The organism is Pectobacterium carotovorum (assembly GCF_900129615.1).
Lineage (GTDB): Bacteria > Pseudomonadota > Gammaproteobacteria > Enterobacterales > Enterobacteriaceae > Pectobacterium > Pectobacterium carotovorum.
Genome location: NZ_FQWI01000002.1, coordinates 516,492 through 539,201, shown reverse-complemented (window position 1 = coordinate 539,201; position 22,710 = coordinate 516,492). Strand labels below are relative to the sequence as shown.

The window sequence follows — 22,710 nt, the reverse complement described above, 5'->3', positions numbered from 1 at the left end:
CCTTAACCCCAAAAACCAGTCCGTAACCCTTTGAAAAACGGTGCACGCTGAACATCATCACGCGCGTTTTAACCAACGCGAGAACCAGCGTTTTTCCGCCGGTCTGGCGCGTACACCGCAGGCCAGATCGACCAATTGGCGTAATCCCTGCTGGAAAGCCGGTGCCGCAGCCAGATTCAATGCGCCGAGCGTCAGGCTCTGCGACAGCGCGTGGCCCGCATTCGGCAGCACGACATCAATCTTCCGGCCGGTAAATTGCTCGAACTGATCGCGACTTAACGGCGCGGTCGTAGCAAAACGGCTCTGGTTATGCACCAGCAACAGGCGTTGTCCTTCGCTTTCGTCGCCGATCTCATTCAGCACGCGCCGTACATTACGCGCATCCTGAAGCGTCAATTCCGTCACGATGATGCGCAGATCCGCGTAAGTCAGCACGTCCAGCGCACCGGTTGGGTAGCTACTAGGCAGATCCCAAATCACCTGATTGAACATGCGGCACAGCGCACCGCCGAGATTCAGCACGTTATCCACGTCAACCGGAGCCAATTCCCCCAGTTCCGGCTTCTGTGCCAGCAGGTGCAGACGGGTATCCACGCGCAGCATGGCACGCTGTAATAGTCGGGTATCCAGTTCCTGCGTCCCCAACACCGCCGCCAGACCCGCGTCATCGGTTTGCCCCTGCAACAGCAGTTGGTCGCCGTTACGACGGTCAAAATCCACCAGTGCCACAGGTAAGTGACGCTCGCCGGACAGCAGGCGGCTCAGCCCCATCGCCACGGTACTTGCGCCGCTTCCGCCGCTGGCACCGACGATAGCAATCGTTCTGCCCATGCGGGCATATTCTGGCCCAGCCTGTTGGCCTTCACACTTCGCCAGCGTTGCCGCCAGCAGATCCAGCGTGAGCGGCTTCACCAGATAGTCCACCACGCCCGCCTGAAGCAGTGCGCGATACAAACCGACATCCTGCTCTTTGCCTATCGCAATCACCTGACTGGTGGGGCCGCAAACGCTCAGCAGTTCTTCCAGTGCCGGAAGTGGCCAGTGCGCCCCTTCCAGATCCACCAGTAAAATACGCGGCGGTACATTCAGCTCGCACCATTGGCGAGCCGCAGCGATACCGCCAGACATCACCGGAACATCCGGCTGTTTCAGACGGGTGAAAAGATCGCTGAGGTCAGCCACATCGCGTACGTCATTGGCGAATGCCACCAGCGGTAGCGCCAGTTCTTCACCATCGTTAGGGGTAATTTCACTCATGGAATGTCACGCCCTTAATCTTCTTCAAAGTTAATGTCGATGAGCTCTTTCACTTCATCTTTGTGATAGCGTTCGATGCTATTGACCGCCGCCACGCCATCCGCACTGTCCAGCGCTTTCGCCTGAATCAGATCGCGTGGTTCGGCGACCATCATCGCCAGATTGTTTTGCGTAGCGCAGCCGAGAGAACCAATCGCCTCATAGGGCTTCACCATCAGCTGATTGGGGTCATTGATCGTGCAGCGGGTGGTTTTGACCACCAGCGCTTCGGAGATCACTTCCAAATCGCCATTCTGTCCACTCGCCGTAGAACGGCGCATCTGCTTCACATTCTGTGGATTAGCACCGGCGTTTTTCAGCACGGTAACCAGTCGCCCTGCCATCTGCTCGCCGCTCGCGCTGTGTGGGATAAGCGTCAGCGTCTGTGCGGAGAGCCGTCCCTGATCCTTCAACATGATATTAAGTTGTCTCAGGGATTCAGGAAGGAAACCCCGCCCGTTCGGTGCAACCAGTAACGGCACTGACACCGATGAAGGCTGGACAGCAATGGGTTGAAGCCCTGGCTGATCAAAGCGCTGCATACGTACGTCGTTAATCGGCTTATTCCATCCGCATCCTGCCAGCAGAACAACGGCGGTAAGCACTGCCACACGCATGTGCAGTGGGCGGAGCTGAGGGTAACTGTTGTTGATCGTTTTCATGTTTTATTGCCCCTCGCGGACTCAGTAGAGATAGCCGATAGATGCAGAACGCGGCATAGACGAATCCAGCATTTTTACGCCTTGTCCCGGCGTCTGGAGATCGCCCGCGTTAACGGGCTCAACGACATAGGCGGTCGCGATAATCACCAATTCCGTTTCTTCCTGACTGGTGGATTCGCTTTCAAACAGGCGGCCAAACATCGGGACACTACTTAATCCCGGCACGCCGTTTATCGTCTGGCTACCGGCACTACGCAACATGCCCGCCAGTGCAAAGCTCTGCCCGCTGGCCAGTTCTACCGTGGTATCCGCACGACGTACCGTTAATGCCGGGATACGCGATCCGCCTTCCAACTGTACGGAACCGACGTCGGTCAGCTCACTGACTTCCGGCGCAATGTGCAGGCTGATGCGATTGGCAGAAAGCAGCGTTGGCGTCATGCGCAGAATCACACCGTAGGATTTGTAATCGATGCTGACGCTGTTATTGGTGATCAGGACGATTGGTACTTCACCACCTGCGGCAAACGCAGCGGTTTCCCCTGACATCGCCGTCAGGTTAGGTTCAGCCAACACGGTTGCCATGCCCTGTTGGTTCATGGCGGTTAACAATCCGCTCAGTCTGGAGCGACCAAAGTTCAGGAAGCCCGCATCCGTTGGGTTAGCAAATCTCCCGGTCGTGGCGTTGAACAGATTAAGACGCGATCCGCTGCCTGCGGTCATGTTGCCGCTACCGGTGCTCAGCGATGCCGCCCAGTTAAAGCCCAGTTCGCTGGTTAACTTGCGGGACACTTCCACCACGCGCACCTGAATATTGATTTGCGAAGGAGTTTTGATTTTGAGCTGGTTGATCACTTTGCCGGAGGATTCGCTGGAGCCTGGCAGTCTTTCGCCACCGCCTCCACCACCCTGCCCGCCGCCGCCGGAGGACGCGCTGATATAAGCCTGTATGCTGTCGATCACGCGCTTGGCATCCTGCGGGGTATCGACGCTGCCGCGCACAATCACACCGCTGGGAATTGAGGCTTCCAGTTGGATATCCGCACCGGGGAATTCACGCTTCATGCGTTCACCCAGCGCTTTCAAATCATGCTCAGACACCAGACGAATGGCGTTGATCACATTGCCATTTTCATCCATCGCGTAGAGCGTGGTGGTGCCGACACTTTTGGCGTAGACAAACAGATTACCCGGTGAAGGCAGTTCAAAACTGGCAATATTCGGATCGGCCACCAGCACGCTGTCCGGCAGCGCATCAAGGTGCAGTAACCGTCCCTGATTCACGGTCAGTCGCACCTCATCGGTGACTGGCGCTACCGATACACCGGCAGCCAGCGTGGTCGCAGGCAACATCATCGTCGTCAGCGTGACAGGCAATACTGCATTAAACAGGCCAACGGCCAGCAATCGTTTGCACGTACCCCGAAAGTCCGATTTCAAAAACAGCGAAAACATCGTCATTTACTTAATTCCGTAATGGGCTTCATTTTTCCATGAGCAACTTGCGGCACCCCGCAGGCTGTCAGATTGCGTGTTCTTCCTATCGGGAGGGGAACGTCACCACGTCTTTTTGCTCAGCGCGATAGATTTTCACTTTGTGTCCGCCGGATCCGGCAGATAGCGCTCCGTAGATATCGGTCGCCAGCGGAACCGTGGTCACATGTGGTCGCCCTGTAGCCGGATCGACCACGTCATCCAGATCGGCACTGCGCAGTGCCAAATGCAGAATGCCCAGTTCTTTGGCAACCGCCAGCGCTTCAGCCTGCTGAGGCGTCACTTCCAGCGTCACGGTTTGATAGGTCGCAGGACGAGAACGCACGGCAGACTCACGGCTTTTGGCTGTGGCATCAAGCACCGTACCGTCTTCCGCAGTATCAAAGCGTGGGTATACCGGCGTACCGGTTTTATCGTTCAGCGCCAATACGCGTAAATCGCGCACGATCGTTTGTGATGCCAGCAGCGGCATCACAACAGGCTGATTACGGCTTGCAGGTAGCTCTGACTGATCGTCTCGTTTCATACTGAGGATCACATCAACACGATCGCCAGCGGACACTAACCCGGCATTGCTCGCAATAGCGCTTGTAGGAACGGAGATAGCACGCATCCCTTTACGCAGCACCGCAGCAACAAAGCCCGGCTCATTGGGATTCACAACAACATTACTGCTGAGCCACGAGCCTTCCTTCACCGGTTCACGCAGGGTCGCGCCCAATAGCAGGGACTGCTTGTCCTGACCGCGAACGAAGTTAAACGCACGGGAAACCGATTCATCCGTGGTCTGCCAGCGCAGCGAGCTAGAATCAATGAAATCACCGGGATGCAGATCTTTCGCGGCCACCAAAACAGCAGTTTTTTCCGGCGCTTTGACCACGACCGGAGGCGGCGCAGGGGGTTCAGAAGAGAGATGGCTACGCACCATCAGCGCAACAATGCCTGCCAGCACGAGCGCGCCTGACAGTACGTATGTAGAGTTCACTTTCATTTCAACTTGCCTACCCTAGCGTGTGTGTCTTAAAGCTGCGACAGAATTAAAACAAGGGAAAAATCAGGACATACATCGCGCCGAACGCAATGGCGACGCCGTAAGGTATGCCTTGAGAAAGATCGGCGGGCAACGCGGGTGGCATAGGCAACCGACTCTTGAATATCCGGTTGGTGGTTTGAATGCCCATCGCAACCGCTGTGGGTACGGTATTCAGCAGCGGCAGACTGAGCGCCAGAACACCGCCCGCCAGCGCCGTCACCATGACGAAAACGATCTGGTGTCCTTGCCCAACCCACAGGCACAGCACACTCATCAGCTTGACATCCCCAGCGCCTAATCTGCCGGTGAGGAAAAGCACAAATCCCACAACCAGTACTGCCGCCGCGCCAGGCAGCGCCCAGAGCGTTTTCCGTAGTGCCAACATATCCAACGCACCGGATTGCAGGACATGTGAAGCGCTGAAAAACAGCCAGCCCAGCAATAAAATCAGTACCGCCTGATTCGTAATTTTGCGCACTAACAGGTCGGTACTGATACACCACAGCAGGCACCCCATCAGCAGTGCCGTCTGCGGCCAGTGTGCGTAATCCGCCATCTCGCGCTTATTTCGCGGCGCCGGATGTACCGCCGCTGGTGCCCGTACCGGTAATTTGATCGGCGATTTGGGTGAATTTCTCATTCAGCGCTTTCACGAAGATACCGTCGCCGCCGAAAATAGCGCCGATGGCTGCTGCCATTGCCGCTGCAAGAATGCCGTATTCGATAGCCGTTACACCGCTCTCGTCACGCAGGAAAGAACGCAGTTTTGCTTTCATATTTTTCATGGGAAGACTCTCTAATCCGCAGGCAAAGAAATCATGGCCTACTCGGAAATTCGGGGGTTGCCATGATGATAATAAGATTAATAATGAGACTTATTATCAAGAGCCGCAAGCAGTAGAACATTAATATTCGTTAATCCTTCCATACAAAAAATTATCAATATAAATCAATAATTAACACACTTTACATTGCAGGAAAAATTAATAAATATTCATGTTTTTTGCAGGGATATTCATAAACGCTCAAGAGAAAATGATCGTGGTAAGCAGGGAAAACCCACTTACCGCGCGTCGTATTCATAGCGAAAAAAGAGGATTAGCAGCGATTAAGGCACAGGTAAACGTTCAGACCCGGCTCTGAGGAGTCCAGATAGAGCTTGCCACCGTGCAGATCGGTGATCGCCTGCACCAGAGATAATCCCAGCCCATAGCCGGACTGAAACCAGGTATCCAGCCGCTGAAAGCGTTGTAGCGCTTTGGCATGCAGCGCAGGCGGAATGCCCGGACCACGGTCAGCAACACTCAGGGCGATCCAGCCACGATACAGCGTCACGCTCAACGTGATGTATTTTCCCTGCGCCGCGTATTTCAGCGCGTTCTCCACCAGATTGGCCAGCGCCTGAAACAGCAACGCCCGGTCGCCAAAGAGCTGAATGCCGGCTTTAATTTCAATTTTCAGACGACAGCCGCGCTCTTCCGCCAGCGGCTGATAATATTCGGCAATTTCTTCCAGCAGCTGGCGCGCTTCAATGTTCTCAAACTGGTGCACACAGCGCCCGCTTTCGATTTCACCGATACGCATCACGGTACGGAATAGCCCGAGGATTTTATGCACCTCGTCCACTGCCAGATTCAACTCATCACGAATGTCGTTATCCAGCCCCGCGCGCTCCGTCAGGTTGAACAGGCGATTTTGCAGATGCGTCAGCGGCGTACGCAGTTCATGCGCGACATGGCTGGAGGTGCTGCGCACCTGTTCCATCAGACGCTCAATGCGTTCCAGATTCTGGTTAATATCGGCACTCAGGCTGTCAAAATCATCGTCGTAAGGCGACAGCGGCATACGCACCTGTTGCTCACCGCTGCTGTAGCGATGCAGCGCCGCACGGATTTTCTCCACGCTGCGCAAGCTGCGTAAGCTGAAATGACGGCTGACAAACAGGCAGAAAAGCAGCACGACAAACAGTCCCGCCCCCGCCACGAGCGGGATTGTCCTCACCCGTTCTAACATGGGCCGAATGTTGTAAGCGGTAAACAGCACGCCCCCGTCATCCAACATCACGGACAAACCGATCAGATTGGGGTCGTCAGGGCTGGAAATTTCGGCTTTAAGACAGCTGACATCCATCTGGCAATCGGTATGCTGTCGCATTTCCAGAGGGTGTGAGTTTGCAGTATGGGGGGTTAAAAGATGCGTTCTTAAAGGATGATTGTGATACAAAATATCACCGTGTTTATCCATCACCAAAAACAGCGGTAATTCATCCCCTTTCGCTCGATTATCCTGCCGTAATTGCGTAATCAGGCTATCGGCATTCGTTAAACGCGACTGCATCGAGTAATCGTAAATATTACCCAGAATAACTTCGCGGACATGCGTTCTAATCAGCGTTTCACTTAATGAACTGAAGCCGACAATACACATCAGCATCATCAATAAGAACAGAAAAACAATGGTTATTGCCTGGCGAAAATTAGAGGTGCATAAAAAGCCAGGGTATTGGCTTGCCCCCAGTAATTGCCAGTGTTTTATTTTTACCTGCCAGCGCTGCCCGAGCTTCTTTATTTTTATTTTATTCAGCGTGGCTGCCAACATCGGTTTTGTCCTTATCTACCGCGCCTAATGCGTAGCCCATCGCTCTCAGCGTTTTAATTAATGGACGCGGGAATCCTTTATCAATTTTTGCCCGCAGTTTTGACATATGAACGTCGATCAGATTGGTCTGCGGATCAAAATTGTAGCCCCAAACGCGCTCTAACAGCATCGTACGCGTAATCGCCTGACCCGGATTTTCCATTAATATAATCAGTAACTTGATTTCTTTATCGGTCAAATCGATACGCTTGCCGCCGCGCCATGCAACGCGCTGCATACGGTCAAGCTGCAGATCTTCAAAGCTCAGCATGGAAGGATTATCAACATGGCGTTTACCGCGCCGCGCCATAATATCCAGACGTAATCTAAGCTCATTAAAATTAAAAGGCTTGCCGAGATAATCTTCCGCACCAAGCTCCAATCCCATTACCCGATCGACATCACGATCCAGGGCAGAGAGCAGCATAATAGGCGGATGACGTGAGCCTTGTAATTCACGTAATACCGTAAATCCATCCATGATGGGTAACATTCTGTCCAGCAGAACGACATCATAAACTTCATCCTTGATTGCTTTTAATGCGTGTGCGCCATCGTGCACCATTCGGCAAGAATGGCCGTGGGAATGTAATTTAGACCCCAGCCAATGGCACAGCACAGAATCATCATCAACCACTAATACACGCATAATTTTCCCCTATAAACGTGGCTTATTACCTAATTAATTCAGGGTTAATGTCCGTTTATTTTTATCTGGTCCTTCAAACAGCCATTCACCCCACACGATGTTGATACCGTGCAGGCCGTTTTTTGCTTCTGGTTTTTTAGTTTTCTGTTTTTTTACTGCTCTACTTTTCACTTATGAGAAAAGTCCTACGGATAATAACAATCATTATCATTTAGTGACAAGCAGTTTACAATCGCCTGACGTCGTTCTTAGGCTGGACGCATAAAAAACATCCCCATCGCTTACGCCATGGGGATGCAGAGGAAGAAAAGAGAAGAGAAAGAAATCAACGCGGTAACGGGGATCGTCTCACCGCGTCTTACTCATTTTCGATCAGAAGCGCTTCCATCAGATCGAGGTCGCGCAGCATTTTTTGCAACGTCTCATTGCTGATTTGCTGCGTGGCACGCAGGTGATACAGCTCCGCACGTTCGGAATTTAGCGCGGTCAGACGAAAACGCCGCTCCAGATTCTCAATCAACAGGCCATTTTCAGGATCGTCTTTATCAATGAGCCGTCGGCGCAGATTACCGATGACGCGTGCGCTGACTTCTTTCAGCACCTGCTCATCAATGTTTTCCTCCCGATCGGCGGCCAGACGCTCCTCCATTTTGTGCATACTTTTGATCGCCACCTCTGCCACCGCCATACGCGCCATGCGAATTTCTTTGGCATGCGCGGCCTTGTCTGCGACCACCACACCACGCAGCAGAAACGGCAACGCCAGCACGCCACACAGCAGAGAAAACAAAATAACGCCCGTGGCGATAAACACCAGCTGATAGCGTGATGGGAACGCGGTGCCGTCCGTCAGCAATAGCGGAATGGATAGCACGCCCGCCAGCGTAATCGCCCCTCGCACGCCAGCAAAGGACGCGATCCACAGCTCGCGCGTGGAAAATTCGGCAAAGATCATCGGGCGCTTTTTCTGGATGTGCATGCTGTATCTTTTCATCACCCACAGCCAGCAGAAACGCAGCAGCAGCAGAGCACCATAGATGATCACGATATCGGTAAACAGCATCCAGGTTTCAACCGTTGGATCCAGCTCTGCCTGCGTCACCGAGGTTTCCAGAATATCCGGCAATTGCAGACCCAGCATGATGAACACCATGCCGTTAAACACAAATTCCAGCATCGACCACACGCCGTTTGCACGCAACCGCATCGCAAGCGGTGCGCTACGAATCACGCCCGACTGGCCGATAGTCATCCCCGCCGCTACCGCAGCCAGAATGCCCGACACACCAATGTGTTCTGCAATCAGGTACGATGCAAAGGGCAACAGCAACAGCAGTACAATTTGCGTAGCGGCATCATCACCGCTCCAACGACTGATAGCACGCAGCGATTTACCGAATACCCAGGTCACACCGACGCCCGCCAGCAGCCCGCCCAGCGCCACCTGCATGAATTCCAGCGTCGCACCGGAAACCGTAAACACCATCGTGCCCATCGCAATCGCGACCGCAAACTTCAGCGACACCAGACCGGACGCATCGTTCATCAACGCTTCGCCCTGCAAAATGCCCATCAACTTTTTCGGAATACGATCTTCACCGACGATGCCAGACAGCGCGACGGCATCCGTCGGCGACAGCACGGCGGCCAGCGCGAAGGCCGCAATCAGCGGCATACCCGGCACCATCCAGTAGATGAAATAGCCGATGCCAACCACGGTAATCAGGACCAGAACCAGCGCCAGACCAATAATTTCCCGACCGTGTTTCAGGAACTCACGCGTCGGCGTTTTCCAGCCGTCGGCAAACAGCAGCGGCGGAATGAAGAGCACCATAAACAGCTCGGGATTGAAATCAACGTGCAAACCGAACTGGGGCCAGGCAAGGATGGCACCCAGCGCGATTTGCATTAAAGGCAGAGGGATTTGAAAAGGTAAAATGCGGGTAACTACCCCAGACAGGGATACAACCAGGGTCAAAATAAGAATCGTAAAAAATATTTCCATGCTTTCCTTAGACGTACTCCTAAATCAAAAAAACTCTACCTGTTAGCGAGCAAACGGCTCTTCCATATTTAACGCATTTAGCTCGGTATGAAAATGGATTTCTGGGTGGAGAAGAAAAGTAATTACTTCTCTGATTATCACACAAGTAACATCAACCCAAAGCCAATAAAAGGGCACATAAAATCGCGTTTGGCGTGGGAAATGATGAGGAAGGGAAAGAGAAAGGAAAGCTCGAAGAATGACAGACCTTCTGGACGATGCCAGAAGGTCTGTTGGAAAGGATTACAGCGCCCAGCCGCCAGCGTAGAACACCACCAGCGCGACAGCAATCACCACTGTGCCGATGTTCAGTTTACGCCATTCGCCGGAGAAGATGCGGCCTAATACCAGCGCGCCAAAGCCCAGCATGATACCGGTCACGATGTTACAGGTCAGTACGATGAATACGGCACATACCAAACCGGACATGGCATCGACGAAATCATCAAAGTTCAGTTTGGAGACGTTGCCCAGCATCAGCAGGCCGACGTACATCAGCGCAGGTGCAGTGGCATAGCCAGGCACCAGATACGCTAACGGAGACACAAACAGCAGCAGCAGGAACAGCACACCGACTACAGTTGCCGTTAAGCCCGTTTTACCACCGGCTGCCGTACCCGCTGCGGATTCGATGTAAACCGCTGCCGGAGACGTCCCGACCAGACTGGAGAAAATGCTGCTCACGGAGTCTGCGGTCAGGGCTTTACCACCGTTGATGATTTGCCCGTCTTTATCCAGCAGGTTCGCCTGTCCGGCTACAGCACGGATCGTACCGGTGGCATCAAACACAGCGGTCATCACCAACGCCAGTACGCTCGGCAGAACCATCGGCTGCAATGCGCCCATGATATCCAGACTGAAGATCAGCGACGAACCGTCAGCCGCTGTCAGGCTCGGCAACGCAAAGAAGCCAGCGTATTTTACATTCGGGTCAAAAATCAGTCCCAGAATAGAGATCGCAATGATAACCAGCAGAATACCGCCCGGCACGCGACGCTTCTCTAAACCGATAGTCGCCGCCAGCCCCAGCAGGGACATAATGACAGGGAAAGAAGTGAAATTACCCAGCGCAACCGGCAGGCCGTCAATCGGGTTTTTTACCACCAGACCTACACCGTTGGCGGCAATAATCAGCAGGAACAGACCGATACCAATCCCCGTACCATGCGCTACGCCCATCGGCAAATTACGCAAGATCCAAGAGCGGATGCCCGTGACGGAAATGATGGTGAACAGCACACCCATCAGGAAGATCGCTCCTAGCGCTACAGGAATACTGATTTGTTGCCCCAGCACCAGGCTGAACGCGGTGAACGCCGTCAGCGAAATCGCGCAACCAATCGCCATTGGCAGATTGGCCCACAATCCCATCAGCAGCGACCCCAGCCCGGCAACCAGACAGGTTGCAACGAACACGGCGGTAGGCGGGAAGCCGGCCTTGCCCAGCATACTTGGAACCACAATGACGGAGTAAACCATCGCCAGAAACGTCGTCAGGCCAGCTAACACTTCCTGACGCACGTTACTGCCGCGCTGTGTGATTTTGAAAAAAGCATCAAGCGAGCCTTGCGAGCCTGCCTGACGGGTGGTGTTTGACATGGTGGTATCCCCTGAAATGCCATTATTATTTAAGATCGATTCTGACGATTCCCGCGGCCTTGCTCCGCGAATGCACCAACATTGCTGGCGCATCATGAACCGTATAGCCCCGCACGCAAACGATTAACTCGCTGGATGCAAAGCTGGAAAACGTTGTCGTATCAAGATATTGACGTATAAAACACTGCTGTATTAAACAGGCGGCACTAAAACAAGCTGGACAAAACGGCGCCAGACAATAGAAGCGCGTGATTATCCCGCTTCACCCGCGCTTATTTCAACTGCTAATCGAGACAATTTACCTATCTCACTTCATCTGTTCGATAAGGAAGCACCCAGCCCGTACAGGTAATGCTCAATCAGGCAACTCGCTGAAAGTGGGTCAGTATGAAGAAAAAGCAGAAAGGGTTCTTAGACGGAAATCAAAACAGCGGTTTACTCCTCACAAACTGATCGTTCATTTTTTTGTGATTCGCATCACAAAAAAGTTGACCACCCGTATCAGTGCGAGTATTCTTAAAAACGTGAACAGCATCACAGAAAACAAATCAACTAACAACGAGGAAATGACCATGAAACTGCTGAACAAAATCATCGCTATGTTTGAAAACATCAACATCAACTTTGGTACTTTCAACCAATAATTATTTAAGAATCGTGGGGATAAAAAAGATGCGCGTTGTCCGCAAAATCAATCAAATATTAAAAGCGTTGGGCAAAACCTATCGCGGTGTTAACCCCCACGCTATCTTCCGTTAATCGTACTTAAGTACGTTAACCACCATAAAATGGCTGCCATCCGGCGGCCATTTTTGTTTTCGGTATTCTGCAACTTCACCGTGCGACATACGGATGGTGCTGACGCCAATGCTCGGCAATATCCTGACGACGGCAAACCCACACGCGCTCATGCTGTTGAATATAATCCAGAAAACGCTGCAACGCCCGAAAACGGCCTGGCCGCCCTAGCAAACGACAGTGCATCCCAATAGATAGCATTTTAGGTGCGGTCTCCCCTTCCTCGTAGAGCACATCAAAACTGTCTTTCAGATAGGTGAAGAACTGATCTCCGCTGTTAAAACCCTGCGGTGAGGCAAAACGCATATCATTGGCATCCAATGTATACGGCACGATCAGATGCGGCTGCACGTCACCATTGCTTTTTTTGACTGGCATCCAAAACGGTAGATCGTCACCGTAGTAGTCACTGTCGTACCAAAAGTTGCCCTGTTCGACAACCAACTGGCGGGTATTGGGGCTGTCGCGGCCGGTATACCAGCCAAGCGGAGCCTGACCAAATAACGTCGTCAGCACCTCAATGGCTTTATGCATGTGCTCGCGTTCGGTGTCGATATCCATGTGTTGGTAATGAATCCAGCGCCAGCCGTGGCTGACCACATCATAATGAGCCGATTTTATCGCCTCCACCACGTCGGGATTGCGCGCTAATGCCATTGCCACACCGAATACCGTCAACGGCAACCCACGACGCTGAAACTCATTATGGATACGCCAAAAACCGGCGCGCGAACCATATTCATACAGCGAATCCATCGACATATGACGATCAGCATAACTCGCAGCACCAATAATATCGGACAGAAACTGCTCGGATCCTGCGTCACCATGTAAGACGTTATTTTCCGCACCTTCCTCGTAGTTCAATACAAACTGCACGGCAATGCGTGCATTTTCAGGCCAGTTAGCATGCGGGGGCTGTCCCGCATATCCGATCAGGTCACGGGGGTAATCGCTCTCAATGCCGTACATCGTTGCAGCAGGTGCAGTGATCATGTCCTTTCCCTTTTTTAACGCAGCGAACTAAACATGCCGCTCAGCGGCTTGGCAATCGGGTAATCCAGATCGCCCTGTTTACTGGTCGTCAACCCCAGTGCCGACAATGACTCAATCAGCTTGACGGCAGCGCTGACGCCGTCGATCACAGGAATCGACAGTTCTTGCGTCAGTTCCTGCGCCAGATCGGCCATTCCACCGCACCCAAGTACAATCGCTCCCACGCCATCTTGACGCAGAGATTGTATACAATATTCACGCACCTTGTTCTGTGCGATCCCGCTATCCTGCTCCAGCGCAAGCACCGGCAAATCGATCGCGTGCAGTGCAGCACAGTGATGTTCAAAACCATAACGCTGTAATAAATGGCGGGCGATAATGACGGTGCGCGGTAGTGTGGTAACAATCGAGAAGCGCGTTGCCACCAGTGTCGCCATATGCATAGCGGCTTCGGCAATACCGATGACTGGCTTACTAGCGACCTCACGGGCAGCAAGTAACCCTGGGTCGCCAAAGCAGGCAATAATGTGCCCATCTACGCCCTGTGCCTTCCCCTGCTTCACCTGTTCCAACACGCCAATCGCGGCTATTGCCTCGTCAAAATGCCCCTCAATAGAGGGTGCGCCCTGAGAAGGACACACCGCGACAATCTCCGTTCCCGGCGATGCCACAGCGCGAGCCGCGGCACCGATCGTTTCGGTCATGGCGAGGCTGGTATTGGGGTTAATCACCTGAATTACGCAAGGTTTCACGCGAGCTTCTCCTTAATATGGCCGAACAGTCGGTGGAAATCCGGATCCACGTCTTCATCTCTGTCAAAACGCAGGCTGGCAACAATGTCATCAAAATGCTGAGTCATCGCTTCCGCTAACCCTGAGACATTTTTATCCCGAAGTAACGCCAGCAGATCGTGATGATCGTGGCATCGGCACCCCTGCTGCCACGGCGTGCCATAGGCGGCGATAACCAGTGATGAGCGCAGCGTCAGCTGCGACACGATCCCCGTTAGCACGGTATTGCCAGAGATCGCCTGGAGTTGAATATGGAATGCGGCAGACAGGCGGATCGCTTCTGCACCGTTTTGATCTGCATGTGCCTGCTGCTCTGCCACGATCAGCCTCTCCAACGCCGTCAAGTGAGGAGACTGGCAGTGCAGCACCACTTCAGACAGATTGGCACACTCAATAAAGCGGCGAGTCTGGAAAATTTCCTGTGCTTCTTCAACGGAGGGGGTCGACACCTGCGCACCACGTTTGGGCGTTAACGTCACCATCTGCACCATCGCAAGACGTTGTAAGACTTTTCTAATTCCCGTTCGGCTCACATCAAACACATCTGCCAGCGCTTCCTCCGGCAATTTGGTGCCCGGCAGTAATTGGTGTTCGACGATAGCGTTAAGCAGAGCCTGATAGATAACATCGTCTTTTTGCTGCAAAAACTGCTCATTTCCCAGTCCGTAAGTGTAGTTCATTCGCTCTTCTCGTTGTCACATTCTCATCAGATCGTACACAGAAAACATAAAATATGTATACAAGAAATTAATTTTGGCCTGATTAATGCAACTCCTTTTTTACATACATAACGTCATTCATTTCACGACTAGGGTAAAAGGAGCAGATTCCATGCCAGAAAAAATGATTACAGGTAATGGTAGCAACGCGTACAGTCCAAAACTCTGCAATGAGGATCTGGCACCGACACGCACTCAAACCTGGTCTTGGTACAACATCTTTTCATTCTGGATGTCAGACGTGCACAGCATGGGTGGATACGTGGTTGCAGCCAGCTTTTTTGCACTGGGGTTGGCAAGCTGGCAGGTGTTGCTGTGTTTGCTTGTGGGCATCTGTATTGTGCAGGTCTGCGCAAATTTGGTCGCTAAGCCCAGCCAGATGAGCGGCGTTCCTTATGCGGTGATTTGCCGTCAGGCATTCGGTGTCTTTGGCGCGAATATTCCCGCTGTCATTCGTGGCCTCATCGCTTTTGCCTGGTACGGGATTCAGACATACCTGGCGGCACATGCGCTTATGCTGGTTCTGTTGAAGTTTTATCCTTCACTCGCCCCACTGACACAGAGTCACTGGCTCGGCCTGTCTGCACTGGGATGGATCTGCTTTGGCATCATGTGGTTCCTGCAGGCCCTCGTGTTCTGGCATGGCATGAACGCGATTAAACGCTTTATCGATTTTGCAGGCCCAGCGGTTTATGTCGTGATGACGGCGCTCGCGATCTGGATTGTTTACCAGACCGGATGGGAGAATATTTCTTTTACGCTGACCAGCAAAACACTCACGACCAGCGAGCAACTTTGGCAAATGCTCACCGCCACGGCGCTGGTGGTTTCCTACTTTTCCGGCCCGCTGCTGAATTTCGGTGACTTTTCTCGCTACGGTAAAAGCATGCAGGAAATCCGTCGAGGCAACCGCTGGGGTCTGCCGTTCAATTTTCTGCTGTTCTCTATTATCACCGTGGTGATCGTTTCAGGAACACAATCATTATTCGGCCGCATGATTACCGACCCGATTGAAACCGTCTCGCATATTGACAGCGGTTTTGCCGTCGCGCTTGGCGTGCTGACCATGATTATCGCGACCATCGGGATCAATATTGTTGCTAACTTCGTTTCATCAGCGTTTGATTTTTCCAACTGTTCACCGCAGCGTATCAGCTTCCGCACGGGCGGAATGATCGCAGCTGTCGGCTCCGTACTGCTCACGCCGTGGAACCTCTTCAACTCGCCAGAGCTGATTCACTACACGCTAGACGTACTCGGTGCCTTTATCGGCCCGCTGTTCGGCATTCTGCTGATGGATTTCTATGTCATCAAAGGAGGGAAAGTCTATGTGGACGATCTGTTCGACGCGACGCCAAAAGGGAAGTACTGGTATCGCAACGGCTTCAATCCGAATGCGATAATGGCGTTAATTCCCGCGGTGACCATTGGGCTCATTATCACCTTCACGCCACAGTGGCGCGATGCGGCCAACTTCAGTTGGTTTATCGGCGCATTCCTTGCCGCTGGCTGCTACCGCTATCTGGCTCGCCACGAATGCGTTGGCGCAATGAAAAAACCCTTCACTCCACGCGGACTACTGTTAGAAAAAGACTAAAGAACTATCAGCGCCGCACCGCATGAAAACCGGTGCGGCACTCGTGTCAGGCGTAGTTTGTATCAGGCATAGAGAGACACTTCCCCTGCCGGGCGGGTTTTAAAGCGACGGTGCAGCCAGAGGTACTGCTCAGGTGCCCGCATGATTTCTTTCTCAATCACCTTATTCATGTAACACGCCGCAGCCTGTTCATCGTGATAAGGGTAATCCTGTAGTTCAGGCTGAATCACCAGTTGATAGCCCAAAGCATTGGGCTTGCGAATCAGGACTGTCGTCATCATCGCCGGTTTTGCGAGACGGCTGATGGTGTACGTGCCGTTAGTGGTTGCCGCATTTTTCACCGCAAAGAACGGGGCAAAAACGCTGCCTTTAGGGCCATAATCCTGATCGGGTGCGAACCATACCGCTTCGCCCCGTTTTAGCGCTTGCACCATCCCACGCAGATCTTTACGGTCGATCATCGCTTTGTTGGAACGAGAACGTCCCCAGGTTTGTACCCATTCCATCGCTTTATTATTGTGCGGACGGTACATCGCCATCATCGGTTGACACAGCCCCATCGCCCTGCCACCCAGCTCCAGCGACATAAAGTGAATACCAATCACCATTACGCCCCGACCTTTTGCGGTAGCGTGCTGTAGATGTTCCAATCCTGAAACATCAAACCACTGGCGCACGCGGCGATCGGACCAGAACCAGGCCATACCGGTTTCAACCAAGGCCATTCCGAGCGAAGCAAAGTTATTGTCGATCATCGCTTCTTTTTCGTCGTCGGAGATGGCAGGGAAACACAGCTCAAGATTACGTCTGGCGATCGACACCCGGCGTTTCAGAAAGACGCGGGATAGACGGCCGGCGCTGCTCCCGATTTTCATCAGCAGCGGATAAGGGAGTTGAACTAATAAAAACAACACGCCAAGGCCGAACCAAGTCGTCCAATAGCGCGGGTGGAGTAATGCCCTGGTAAATGTTTGCTTAATTTTCATGATACTCATCTTTAAGTGATTAACAGCGTACCGCATAAAGAGTCGTTCTCATCGCGCTACATCTATCATGACACTTATTTATAGGGATCGTTTCAACTGTGTGGAAAACTGTTTCTGACCGTTATCACGCGTGAGGTTAAAAAGCAGGATAAACATGCTGATAACACTGAGGGGATTTTGAGCAGCCGATGAACGGCTAACGGCAGCGGCATCATACCCGATTCACGCTTAATAAAGGAGTGGTCGGACAAGAAATATTCGCAATATCACGCCGTCTAACGCTAACATCCTGGAATACGTCAAAAAAGCGACTGGCTTTGTTGCAGCCAAAATAGGCCGGCGGCACGCCACAACATAATCAAGGACTTGATGGAAAATGACTTTTTCTCTCCCTTCCCGTCTCTCTATGCTAACCGCACTTATCACGGGGATTCCTGTTTTGGCGTTTGCCACAACCTTCGCCGATAGCACTTTCTTTCATAAAGACTGGGAAGTGGTCTGCGATAATACGCTAACGTGTCGGGCTGCCGGCTACTCGCCAGAAGAGAAGTACACGGGAGAAGAGGAGAAGATTCCCGGTGTCTCACTGCTTCTCACGCGTCATGCCGGACAAAATACGCCAATAACGGCCGACGTCATACTCGCAGAGGTATACCAGGCAATTCCTAAAAGCACCACACTCACGCTAACCATTGACGGCGTAGATAAAGGACAGCTCACCTCAACCGGAGACAACCTCTGGCAGCTAAATGAGAAGCAAATTCCTGTCGTATTACAGGCCCTAAAAGGAAGCGGGAAAGTGGCGTTTCATCACAATGGTGTCGTTTCCGAACTGTCTGGCGCGGGTGCCTACGCGGTACTGCTAAAGATGGATGAGAAACAAGGTCGCATCGGTACAACGGACGCTATCACCAAAAAAGGAAATAAAAGCAGTGTGTTATCTGCTGTAGCCGCCCCCGTTATCTACGCAGCAGTCACTAAGCAGGAGGCATCGCGGACTCTGACGGATGCAGAACAGTCGGCTATCCAGAAAAAACTGCTTAAAACGCTCAATACCGACTGCGATAGCTTGCAACCGCAAGATGACCAAAAGGCTGACCCCATTGAGCTCACACCACTTAATGACAGCATGTCCCTGCTCAGCACCCTTTGCTGGCGCGCGGCTTATAACGAAGGCTACGCCTACTGGGTTATCGATAACGCCATGCAGACTCAGCCGCAGCTCGTGACGACAGATGGCACAGATTACGAAAACGGTGAAATTACCTCAGTGCAGAAAGGACGCGGGCTCGCGGACTGCATGAGCTATGACGCCTGGACATGGGATGGTAAAACATTCCAGCGGAGCAGTGCATCGCTCACAGGCTCATGCCGCATGATCCAACTCGGCGGCACCTGGGATTTACCCTACTGGACGACGACGGTGGTGAAACCGGGTAAATGAAAGGAATTGAGGTTACTCGCTGGCCTCAAATTCAATCATAGTAGCGGACGTGTTAGAGCCGCCACGTTAATACAATCAGAGTAAAGCGCGTCAGAATAACCGCTCTGAACGCGCCTGCATTAGCTCAACAGAATCAGTCAAGAAGTGTCGTTCCATAGGAGTTATCTATCGTGCAACGCCAGTTCCCATCAGCGTCTTTCCTGAACACGTAGGTCGCTCGTCGCGTGGTGGTGACAACATTCCCCTGCTCATCTGGGTAATGAAGAACGGTTTCCATGATCACTAAAGCGTCTCCACCGCCCTCAATGACCTGCATATTTCCTTGTTCAACAATGAGTTGGTTTTTAAAATAATCGGCAATAGCGACAAATGCTTTTCTTATATCATCTTTGCCTCTCGCAACCATGCCTGGCTTGATGACCAGTGCCGCATCCTCAGCGTAATAACTCATCAGAGCATCAAAATTGCGCTCAGAGATTGCTTTATCACAGGCTTCAATAATTTCGCGTATCGGATGTGGTTTCATAAGCATTGACCTCAGTAAAGTGGCGTGAAAATCCAATAGAAATAACGCACAACCCTATGATAATAGAGATGTTATTCATAATAATCTCTTGTATTCAGATTGCGAGAAAATTCTGCTTATGGAAACAGCGATTTTTTGGGTGATTATCCACCGAAACCGTCGTCTAAATTTCATGTTACTAATCAATGTCTTTCTTCCCAGAACTTGAAACAGAGCGATATTAATGCCACCATCTCCAAAAATTTAGTACGCAGTCTGAAGGAGTAAAACGAATGCATGGAATAATTAATTATAATGATAGCTATTCACTATCCTATCGAGAACAACTAGTAAATGCAGCAAACGAAGCTTCAGTATTAAATTTTAAAAGAAAGCCATTTACATCTGAAAAAAAAACCATACAAGATAGGACATTACATCTTGTTAATGATCTCATATGTAATGAATTATCAGCAATACTTGATAGTATTCATCCGGGTTACTGGGGGAATTCATGTCAGTTATTATCATCTCATATATTTGCATATTTAAATCACAAGGGGATTGCTGCTGAAATTGTCATCGGCAATGTCATTATCAACGGAACCGATGAATTTGAAACAACTTCAGAATACCTGAGAAAAGAATGGTATGAATCTGATAAATTAGAAACACCACAATCACTTCATGCATGGGTAACATTGGGAGATGACACTATAATTGATGCGGCGTTGCCACCTAGACTGGTAAAAAATTACAATGCACCAAATGAATTAGCAAACATGATATTCATTAGTCGCGCTTCTACGTTATCGTCGATTTATAAAATAAGACATCAACCTTTGGTTTTAGGTTCTGAGTTTTTTGCTAAGACAAATCCACCAGATCCATTCGATTTGCTTAATGCTCTTAATAAGAGCATTAAGTAAATTTTCGATACAACTGCTCTTATCCTTATCACAAATACAGCGTGGTAAAACTTCATCCAGAATTTCTACCTTCAGGAGACACTGCCAACTATCTTAACAGAGGGGGCGACCACGAAGTTTCATTTATATAAGGATATATTATCGTCTTTTCTAAAAAAACAACACTTTCACTCTATAATTAGTAGGATGCAAATTAGCAGGACAGCAAAAACATTGAAATGTTGCCAGTTACTCGGGTAAACTACCTGCATAAAAGGAGAGAGATTTAGTAAAAGGAATATATAGAATACAAGCATCAGAATATTTAAAATACAAAATGGAGTCTGACAAATTTCTCGCCGCCCATTTAGATAAAATAACAAAAAAAGTAAAAAGTAATACAATAAGTCTGACAACTGATTTATCTAATGGCATGGAGAGAGCCAGTTGGTATACATCCTGCCTTATTGAAAGTTATAACGACGTCTGTCAGGAATTACAATATGAAGATTCCAGAATGGTTGATGCAATAAAAGAAGTTTTTAAAAGAGATGATGTTATTCTTGACATGGTAAAAATTTACATTGATTTTTTAATGAGAGATTTTGATGAAAATAAGCAAAGAACTATAGCGAAAGCAATTTTAGGTGTAACATCAGAATTCGCAACAAACAGGGCAATAAGAGAGTCAATATCGTATGTGTTAGCTAAATTCATCAGCACATCTCTCAATTTTAAAGCATCTTTACGTAAAACAATAAATCAAACAACTTATGTTGCTATAACAATAACAGCATTTTATGGCAAGGTTCAGAAAGCGGCAATGTCAGCCCGCCACTTACGGGATATTAACCCCGCACTTTATGGTTTATTTTATTCACAAAATTTAGAAATGCTATATTTTTTAATCGAACCAGTTCTGCCAGCTTATTTACCTATGGACTCAATAAGTGAAGAAGACATAACAAGAATGATTAATGGGATGATAGAATGATGAGTATGAAGAAAATAATTAAATATTTCATAAAGAACTTTATAGTAACCGAAGTCTCAGTAATTTTGATAGTTGCCTTATGGTTCTTATACGTTTCATTCATCCCAGAACATTGGATGAAATTGATGCTATTTTCAATTGCAATCATCATATTCATAAATATCAAATATGGCTCAAAAAAATCAGGCCGAAAATAATTCGGCCTTTAATATAATCTTAGTAGGCTACATTCTGCCAAAGCATGTAAGCACTTGTTCTTGCAATAACATGCTCCCATTCAATAGACGCAAACTTGAATGATACGCTTTCCTGTGGCTGAACGTCATTATGTGTCAGTGAATTAGGATAGAAAAAGCGTATATTGCTGATAAGTGCATCCCGAAGCTTCATCTTAAAGTAAAGTTCATTTCCACCAGACTGCGCCGTTCGGTAGAAAGAAAGAGTGCATTCCAGCTTTTCCTTATCATTGATTGCCTGAGCGAACAATGGCGTGGCTTTATCAATTGGCTTTCTGATCTCGACAGGAAGCATTGAAATATTCTCTTCCCGACTAATGTTGTTCACCAACTCATAAACAAAAATTTCATTCTCATGTGCCGATTGATACTTATTGCCAATAGAGTCTAGAGATGAACATCCTGCTGATATCAGCCCCTGCTTTTCCCCGGTAACGCTAAGATAAATAAGATTGGACATTATGCCTCCATACAAAAAAACTCCATTCTACGGTTCGAAGCCGTAGTCTCTGTTGCATGGATATAATACTCTCTCAGATGAAATTTTAAAACACACAAAACCATTATTTATGTATAAACGTTTTATTTCCATGAGATAGCCTGAGCACTTTCATGGCCATAATAACATATAATAAAATGCATCATCTAAAGGATAACCTTTACATTAATATATTACAACAGACGCCTATTCTTCCTAACCCTCGTTGAATTTTTTATCAGCCTGCTTACGCCATGCTTAATTTTTCATTAAAACAAATTCGTTATTCTCTATCGTTATTATTGATAATGAACCTGATAATGGAGAGAAATATTTTACTCAGACGGTTATTACCAATAAAGTTATTAGTAATTTATTCTATATAACAATAAGGTAAGATAATAAAAACCATCCAGTGATGGTGAATGCCTTTTTATTAAATATATAATCTTCACATCTATGAAAGCCTTGTATTTAAGCAATTTATATTGTTTCATGGAAACATATATAAATCATTATTAAATTAATAAAAATTAACTAAATCATGATATTTACACACTTCACTATGGTTGATGAAAGAGGCATGTGTATAGTTTCCTAGCTGTGTTGAGAGCGAATGTGTATGGGATTTCGAATGTCATGATGCCCTATACACATAACTATACGCACTAGGCTGTAGATTTAGATAGACGCGGGTTTTCCCTAAACGACTGAAAACTAGCGCTAAGCCTTGTGGTGACTGGATTTATTGGACTTGGATAGACGTTGAGAGAAGTATGATTGGAGCGAGTGAAGGGAATCGAAGCACCGAAGACAATCAACATCTAACCATTTGTTTCTTAAA

Annotated in this window: 21 protein-coding genes; 5 read left to right on the top strand and 16 right to left on the bottom strand. The window is 49.6% G+C overall.

All coding sequences use genetic code 11. The annotated features are described in order from the left end of the window. Window positions 1-57: 57 nt before the first annotated feature. The 10 genes from BUB06_RS06760 to BUB06_RS06715 form a co-directional block, all read right to left on the bottom strand. Window positions 58-1,257, bottom strand: a complete 1,200-nt coding sequence (locus BUB06_RS06760; protein ID WP_039470873.1) for a CpaE/TadZ family protein — start codon at window positions 1,255-1,257, stop codon at window positions 58-60. A 14-nt stretch (window positions 1,258-1,271) separates the two neighbouring features. Next, a complete protein-coding gene (locus tag BUB06_RS06755; RefSeq protein ID WP_039470871.1) occupies window positions 1,272-1,958 on the bottom strand; it encodes a CpaD family pilus assembly protein in 687 nt (228 codons plus the stop codon). Between the two features lie 21 nt (window positions 1,959-1,979). Next, window positions 1,980-3,419, bottom strand: a complete 1,440-nt coding sequence (locus tag BUB06_RS06750) for a type II and III secretion system protein family protein (protein WP_039470870.1) — start codon at window positions 3,417-3,419, stop codon at window positions 1,980-1,982. A gap of 79 nt (window positions 3,420-3,498) precedes the next feature. Further along, on the bottom strand, window positions 3,499-4,443 hold the full coding sequence (gene cpaB / locus BUB06_RS06745) for a Flp pilus assembly protein CpaB (protein WP_039470868.1): 945 nt from the start codon (window positions 4,441-4,443) through the stop codon (window positions 3,499-3,501). A gap of 46 nt (window positions 4,444-4,489) precedes the next feature. Continuing rightward, window positions 4,490-5,041 carry an A24 family peptidase gene (locus tag BUB06_RS06740; RefSeq protein WP_039470866.1) on the bottom strand — a complete coding sequence of 184 codons (552 nt, stop codon included), beginning with the start codon at window positions 5,039-5,041 and terminating at the stop codon, window positions 4,490-4,492. Between the two features lie 7 nt (window positions 5,042-5,048). Next, window positions 5,049-5,270, bottom strand: coding sequence for a Flp family type IVb pilin (locus BUB06_RS06735; protein WP_010295686.1), 222 nt, complete (start codon window positions 5,268-5,270; stop codon window positions 5,049-5,051). A 313-nt stretch (window positions 5,271-5,583) separates the two neighbouring features. Continuing rightward, a complete protein-coding gene (locus BUB06_RS06730) occupies window positions 5,584-7,083 on the bottom strand; it encodes a sensor histidine kinase (RefSeq protein WP_039470864.1) in 1,500 nt (499 codons plus the stop codon). Next, window positions 7,061-7,771: a response regulator transcription factor gene (locus tag BUB06_RS06725; protein ID WP_010295681.1), complete on the bottom strand. Its 711-nt coding sequence runs from the start codon at window positions 7,769-7,771 to the stop codon at window positions 7,061-7,063. The genes BUB06_RS06730 and BUB06_RS06725 overlap by 23 nt, the downstream gene beginning before the upstream one ends. Before the next feature lie 358 nt (window positions 7,772-8,129). Further along, window positions 8,130-9,776: a Na+/H+ antiporter gene (locus BUB06_RS06720; RefSeq protein ID WP_039470863.1), complete on the bottom strand. Its 1,647-nt coding sequence runs from the start codon at window positions 9,774-9,776 to the stop codon at window positions 8,130-8,132. Between the two features lie 282 nt (window positions 9,777-10,058). Beyond that, window positions 10,059-11,414, bottom strand: a complete 1,356-nt coding sequence (locus BUB06_RS06715; RefSeq protein ID WP_039470861.1) for an NCS2 family permease — start codon at window positions 11,412-11,414, stop codon at window positions 10,059-10,061. A gap of 248 nt (window positions 11,415-11,662) precedes the next feature. Between BUB06_RS06715 and BUB06_RS06710 the strand changes: the two genes are divergently transcribed. After that, window positions 11,663-12,058: a hypothetical protein gene (locus BUB06_RS06710; protein ID WP_039470860.1), complete on the top strand. Its 396-nt coding sequence runs from the start codon at window positions 11,663-11,665 to the stop codon at window positions 12,056-12,058. A 190-nt stretch (window positions 12,059-12,248) separates the two neighbouring features. Here BUB06_RS06710 and puuE read toward each other — a convergent pair whose 3' ends face one another. The 3 genes from puuE to BUB06_RS06695 are packed head-to-tail and all read right to left on the bottom strand — an operon-like array spanning window position 12,249 to window position 14,679. Next, window positions 12,249-13,208, bottom strand: a complete 960-nt coding sequence (gene puuE / locus BUB06_RS06705; protein WP_048329144.1) for an allantoinase PuuE — start codon at window positions 13,206-13,208, stop codon at window positions 12,249-12,251. Window positions 13,209-13,222: 14 nt separating this feature from the next. Then, on the bottom strand, window positions 13,223-13,960 hold the full coding sequence (hpxA, locus tag BUB06_RS06700) for an allantoin racemase (RefSeq protein ID WP_039470858.1): 738 nt from the start codon (window positions 13,958-13,960) through the stop codon (window positions 13,223-13,225). After that, window positions 13,957-14,679 carry a GntR family transcriptional regulator gene (locus BUB06_RS06695; RefSeq protein ID WP_010308544.1) on the bottom strand — a complete coding sequence of 241 codons (723 nt, stop codon included), beginning with the start codon at window positions 14,677-14,679 and terminating at the stop codon, window positions 13,957-13,959. Before BUB06_RS06695 ends, hpxA begins: the two co-directional genes overlap by 4 nt. 151 nt (window positions 14,680-14,830) lie before the next feature. Here BUB06_RS06695 and BUB06_RS06690 point away from each other — a divergent pair, with 151 nt between their 5' ends. Further along, on the top strand, window positions 14,831-16,315 hold the full coding sequence (locus BUB06_RS06690; RefSeq protein WP_039470856.1) for an NCS1 family nucleobase:cation symporter-1: 1,485 nt from the start codon (window positions 14,831-14,833) through the stop codon (window positions 16,313-16,315). 62 nt (window positions 16,316-16,377) lie between these two features. Here the strand turns inward: BUB06_RS06690 and lpxP are convergent, their stop codons facing one another. Beyond that, window positions 16,378-17,301: a kdo(2)-lipid IV(A) palmitoleoyltransferase gene (gene lpxP, locus BUB06_RS06685; RefSeq protein WP_039470854.1), complete on the bottom strand. Its 924-nt coding sequence runs from the start codon at window positions 17,299-17,301 to the stop codon at window positions 16,378-16,380. A gap of 376 nt (window positions 17,302-17,677) precedes the next feature. Here lpxP and BUB06_RS06680 point away from each other — a divergent pair, with 376 nt between their 5' ends. Then, window positions 17,678-18,745, top strand: coding sequence for a DUF1176 domain-containing protein (locus BUB06_RS06680; protein WP_039470852.1), 1,068 nt, complete (start codon window positions 17,678-17,680; stop codon window positions 18,743-18,745). Between the two features lie 133 nt (window positions 18,746-18,878). On the opposite strand, the gene BUB06_RS06675 is transcribed toward BUB06_RS06680, so the two are convergent. Next, the gene (locus BUB06_RS06675) at window positions 18,879-19,271 is read right to left on the bottom strand and encodes a YybH family protein (protein WP_010308528.1); all 393 of its coding nucleotides are present in this window, start codon (window positions 19,269-19,271) and stop codon (window positions 18,879-18,881) included. Window positions 19,272-19,543: 272 nt separating this feature from the next. On the opposite strand from BUB06_RS06675, the gene BUB06_RS06670 reads away from it, so the two are divergent. Beyond that, a complete protein-coding gene (locus tag BUB06_RS06670) occupies window positions 19,544-20,179 on the top strand; it encodes a hypothetical protein (protein WP_039470850.1) in 636 nt (211 codons plus the stop codon). A 316-nt stretch (window positions 20,180-20,495) separates the two neighbouring features. Next, on the top strand, window positions 20,496-21,152 hold the full coding sequence (locus BUB06_RS06665) for a hypothetical protein (RefSeq protein WP_039470847.1): 657 nt from the start codon (window positions 20,496-20,498) through the stop codon (window positions 21,150-21,152). A 216-nt stretch (window positions 21,153-21,368) separates the two neighbouring features. Here the strand turns inward: BUB06_RS06665 and BUB06_RS06655 are convergent, their stop codons facing one another. Beyond that, window positions 21,369-21,848 (bottom strand): Hcp family type VI secretion system effector, encoded by a 480-nt coding sequence (locus BUB06_RS06655; protein ID WP_039470845.1) that lies wholly within the window; start codon window positions 21,846-21,848, stop codon window positions 21,369-21,371. Window positions 21,849-22,710 lie beyond the last annotated feature (862 nt).

What these genes read in the sequence shown, in the direction of transcription:
- puuE (WP_048329144.1), bottom strand. Translation starts at nt 13,208, where the DNA reads ATGATCACTGCACCTGCTGCAACGATGTACGGCATTGAGAGCGATTAC.
- BUB06_RS06675 (WP_010308528.1), bottom strand. Translation starts at nt 19,271, where the DNA reads ATGAAACCACATCCGATACGCGAAATTATTGAAGCCTGTGATAAAGCA.
- BUB06_RS06690 (WP_039470856.1), top strand. Translation starts at nt 14,831, where the DNA reads ATGCCAGAAAAAATGATTACAGGTAATGGTAGCAACGCGTACAGTCCA.
- BUB06_RS06750 (WP_039470870.1), bottom strand. Translation starts at nt 3,419, where the DNA reads ATGACGATGTTTTCGCTGTTTTTGAAATCGGACTTTCGGGGTACGTGC.
- cpaB (WP_039470868.1), bottom strand. Translation starts at nt 4,443, where the DNA reads ATGAAAGTGAACTCTACATACGTACTGTCAGGCGCGCTCGTGCTGGCA.
- BUB06_RS06735 (WP_010295686.1), bottom strand. Translation starts at nt 5,270, where the DNA reads ATGAAAAATATGAAAGCAAAACTGCGTTCTTTCCTGCGTGACGAGAGC.
- BUB06_RS06760 (WP_039470873.1), bottom strand. Translation starts at nt 1,257, where the DNA reads ATGAGTGAAATTACCCCTAACGATGGTGAAGAACTGGCGCTACCGCTG.
- BUB06_RS06665 (WP_039470847.1), top strand. Translation starts at nt 20,496, where the DNA reads ATGGAGTCTGACAAATTTCTCGCCGCCCATTTAGATAAAATAACAAAA.
- BUB06_RS06740 (WP_039470866.1), bottom strand. Translation starts at nt 5,041, where the DNA reads ATGGCGGATTACGCACACTGGCCGCAGACGGCACTGCTGATGGGGTGC.
- BUB06_RS06720 (WP_039470863.1), bottom strand. Translation starts at nt 9,776, where the DNA reads ATGGAAATATTTTTTACGATTCTTATTTTGACCCTGGTTGTATCCCTG.
- BUB06_RS06655 (WP_039470845.1), bottom strand. Translation starts at nt 21,848, where the DNA reads ATGTCCAATCTTATTTATCTTAGCGTTACCGGGGAAAAGCAGGGGCTG.
- BUB06_RS06670 (WP_039470850.1), top strand. Translation starts at nt 19,544, where the DNA reads ATGCATGGAATAATTAATTATAATGATAGCTATTCACTATCCTATCGA.
- lpxP (WP_039470854.1), bottom strand. Translation starts at nt 17,301, where the DNA reads ATGAAAATTAAGCAAACATTTACCAGGGCATTACTCCACCCGCGCTAT.
- BUB06_RS06695 (WP_010308544.1), bottom strand. Translation starts at nt 14,679, where the DNA reads ATGAACTACACTTACGGACTGGGAAATGAGCAGTTTTTGCAGCAAAAA.
- BUB06_RS06680 (WP_039470852.1), top strand. Translation starts at nt 17,678, where the DNA reads ATGACTTTTTCTCTCCCTTCCCGTCTCTCTATGCTAACCGCACTTATC.
- BUB06_RS06725 (WP_010295681.1), bottom strand. Translation starts at nt 7,771, where the DNA reads ATGCGTGTATTAGTGGTTGATGATGATTCTGTGCTGTGCCATTGGCTG.
- BUB06_RS06715 (WP_039470861.1), bottom strand. Translation starts at nt 11,414, where the DNA reads ATGTCAAACACCACCCGTCAGGCAGGCTCGCAAGGCTCGCTTGATGCT.
- BUB06_RS06730 (WP_039470864.1), bottom strand. Translation starts at nt 7,083, where the DNA reads ATGTTGGCAGCCACGCTGAATAAAATAAAAATAAAGAAGCTCGGGCAG.
- BUB06_RS06755 (WP_039470871.1), bottom strand. Translation starts at nt 1,958, where the DNA reads ATGAAAACGATCAACAACAGTTACCCTCAGCTCCGCCCACTGCACATG.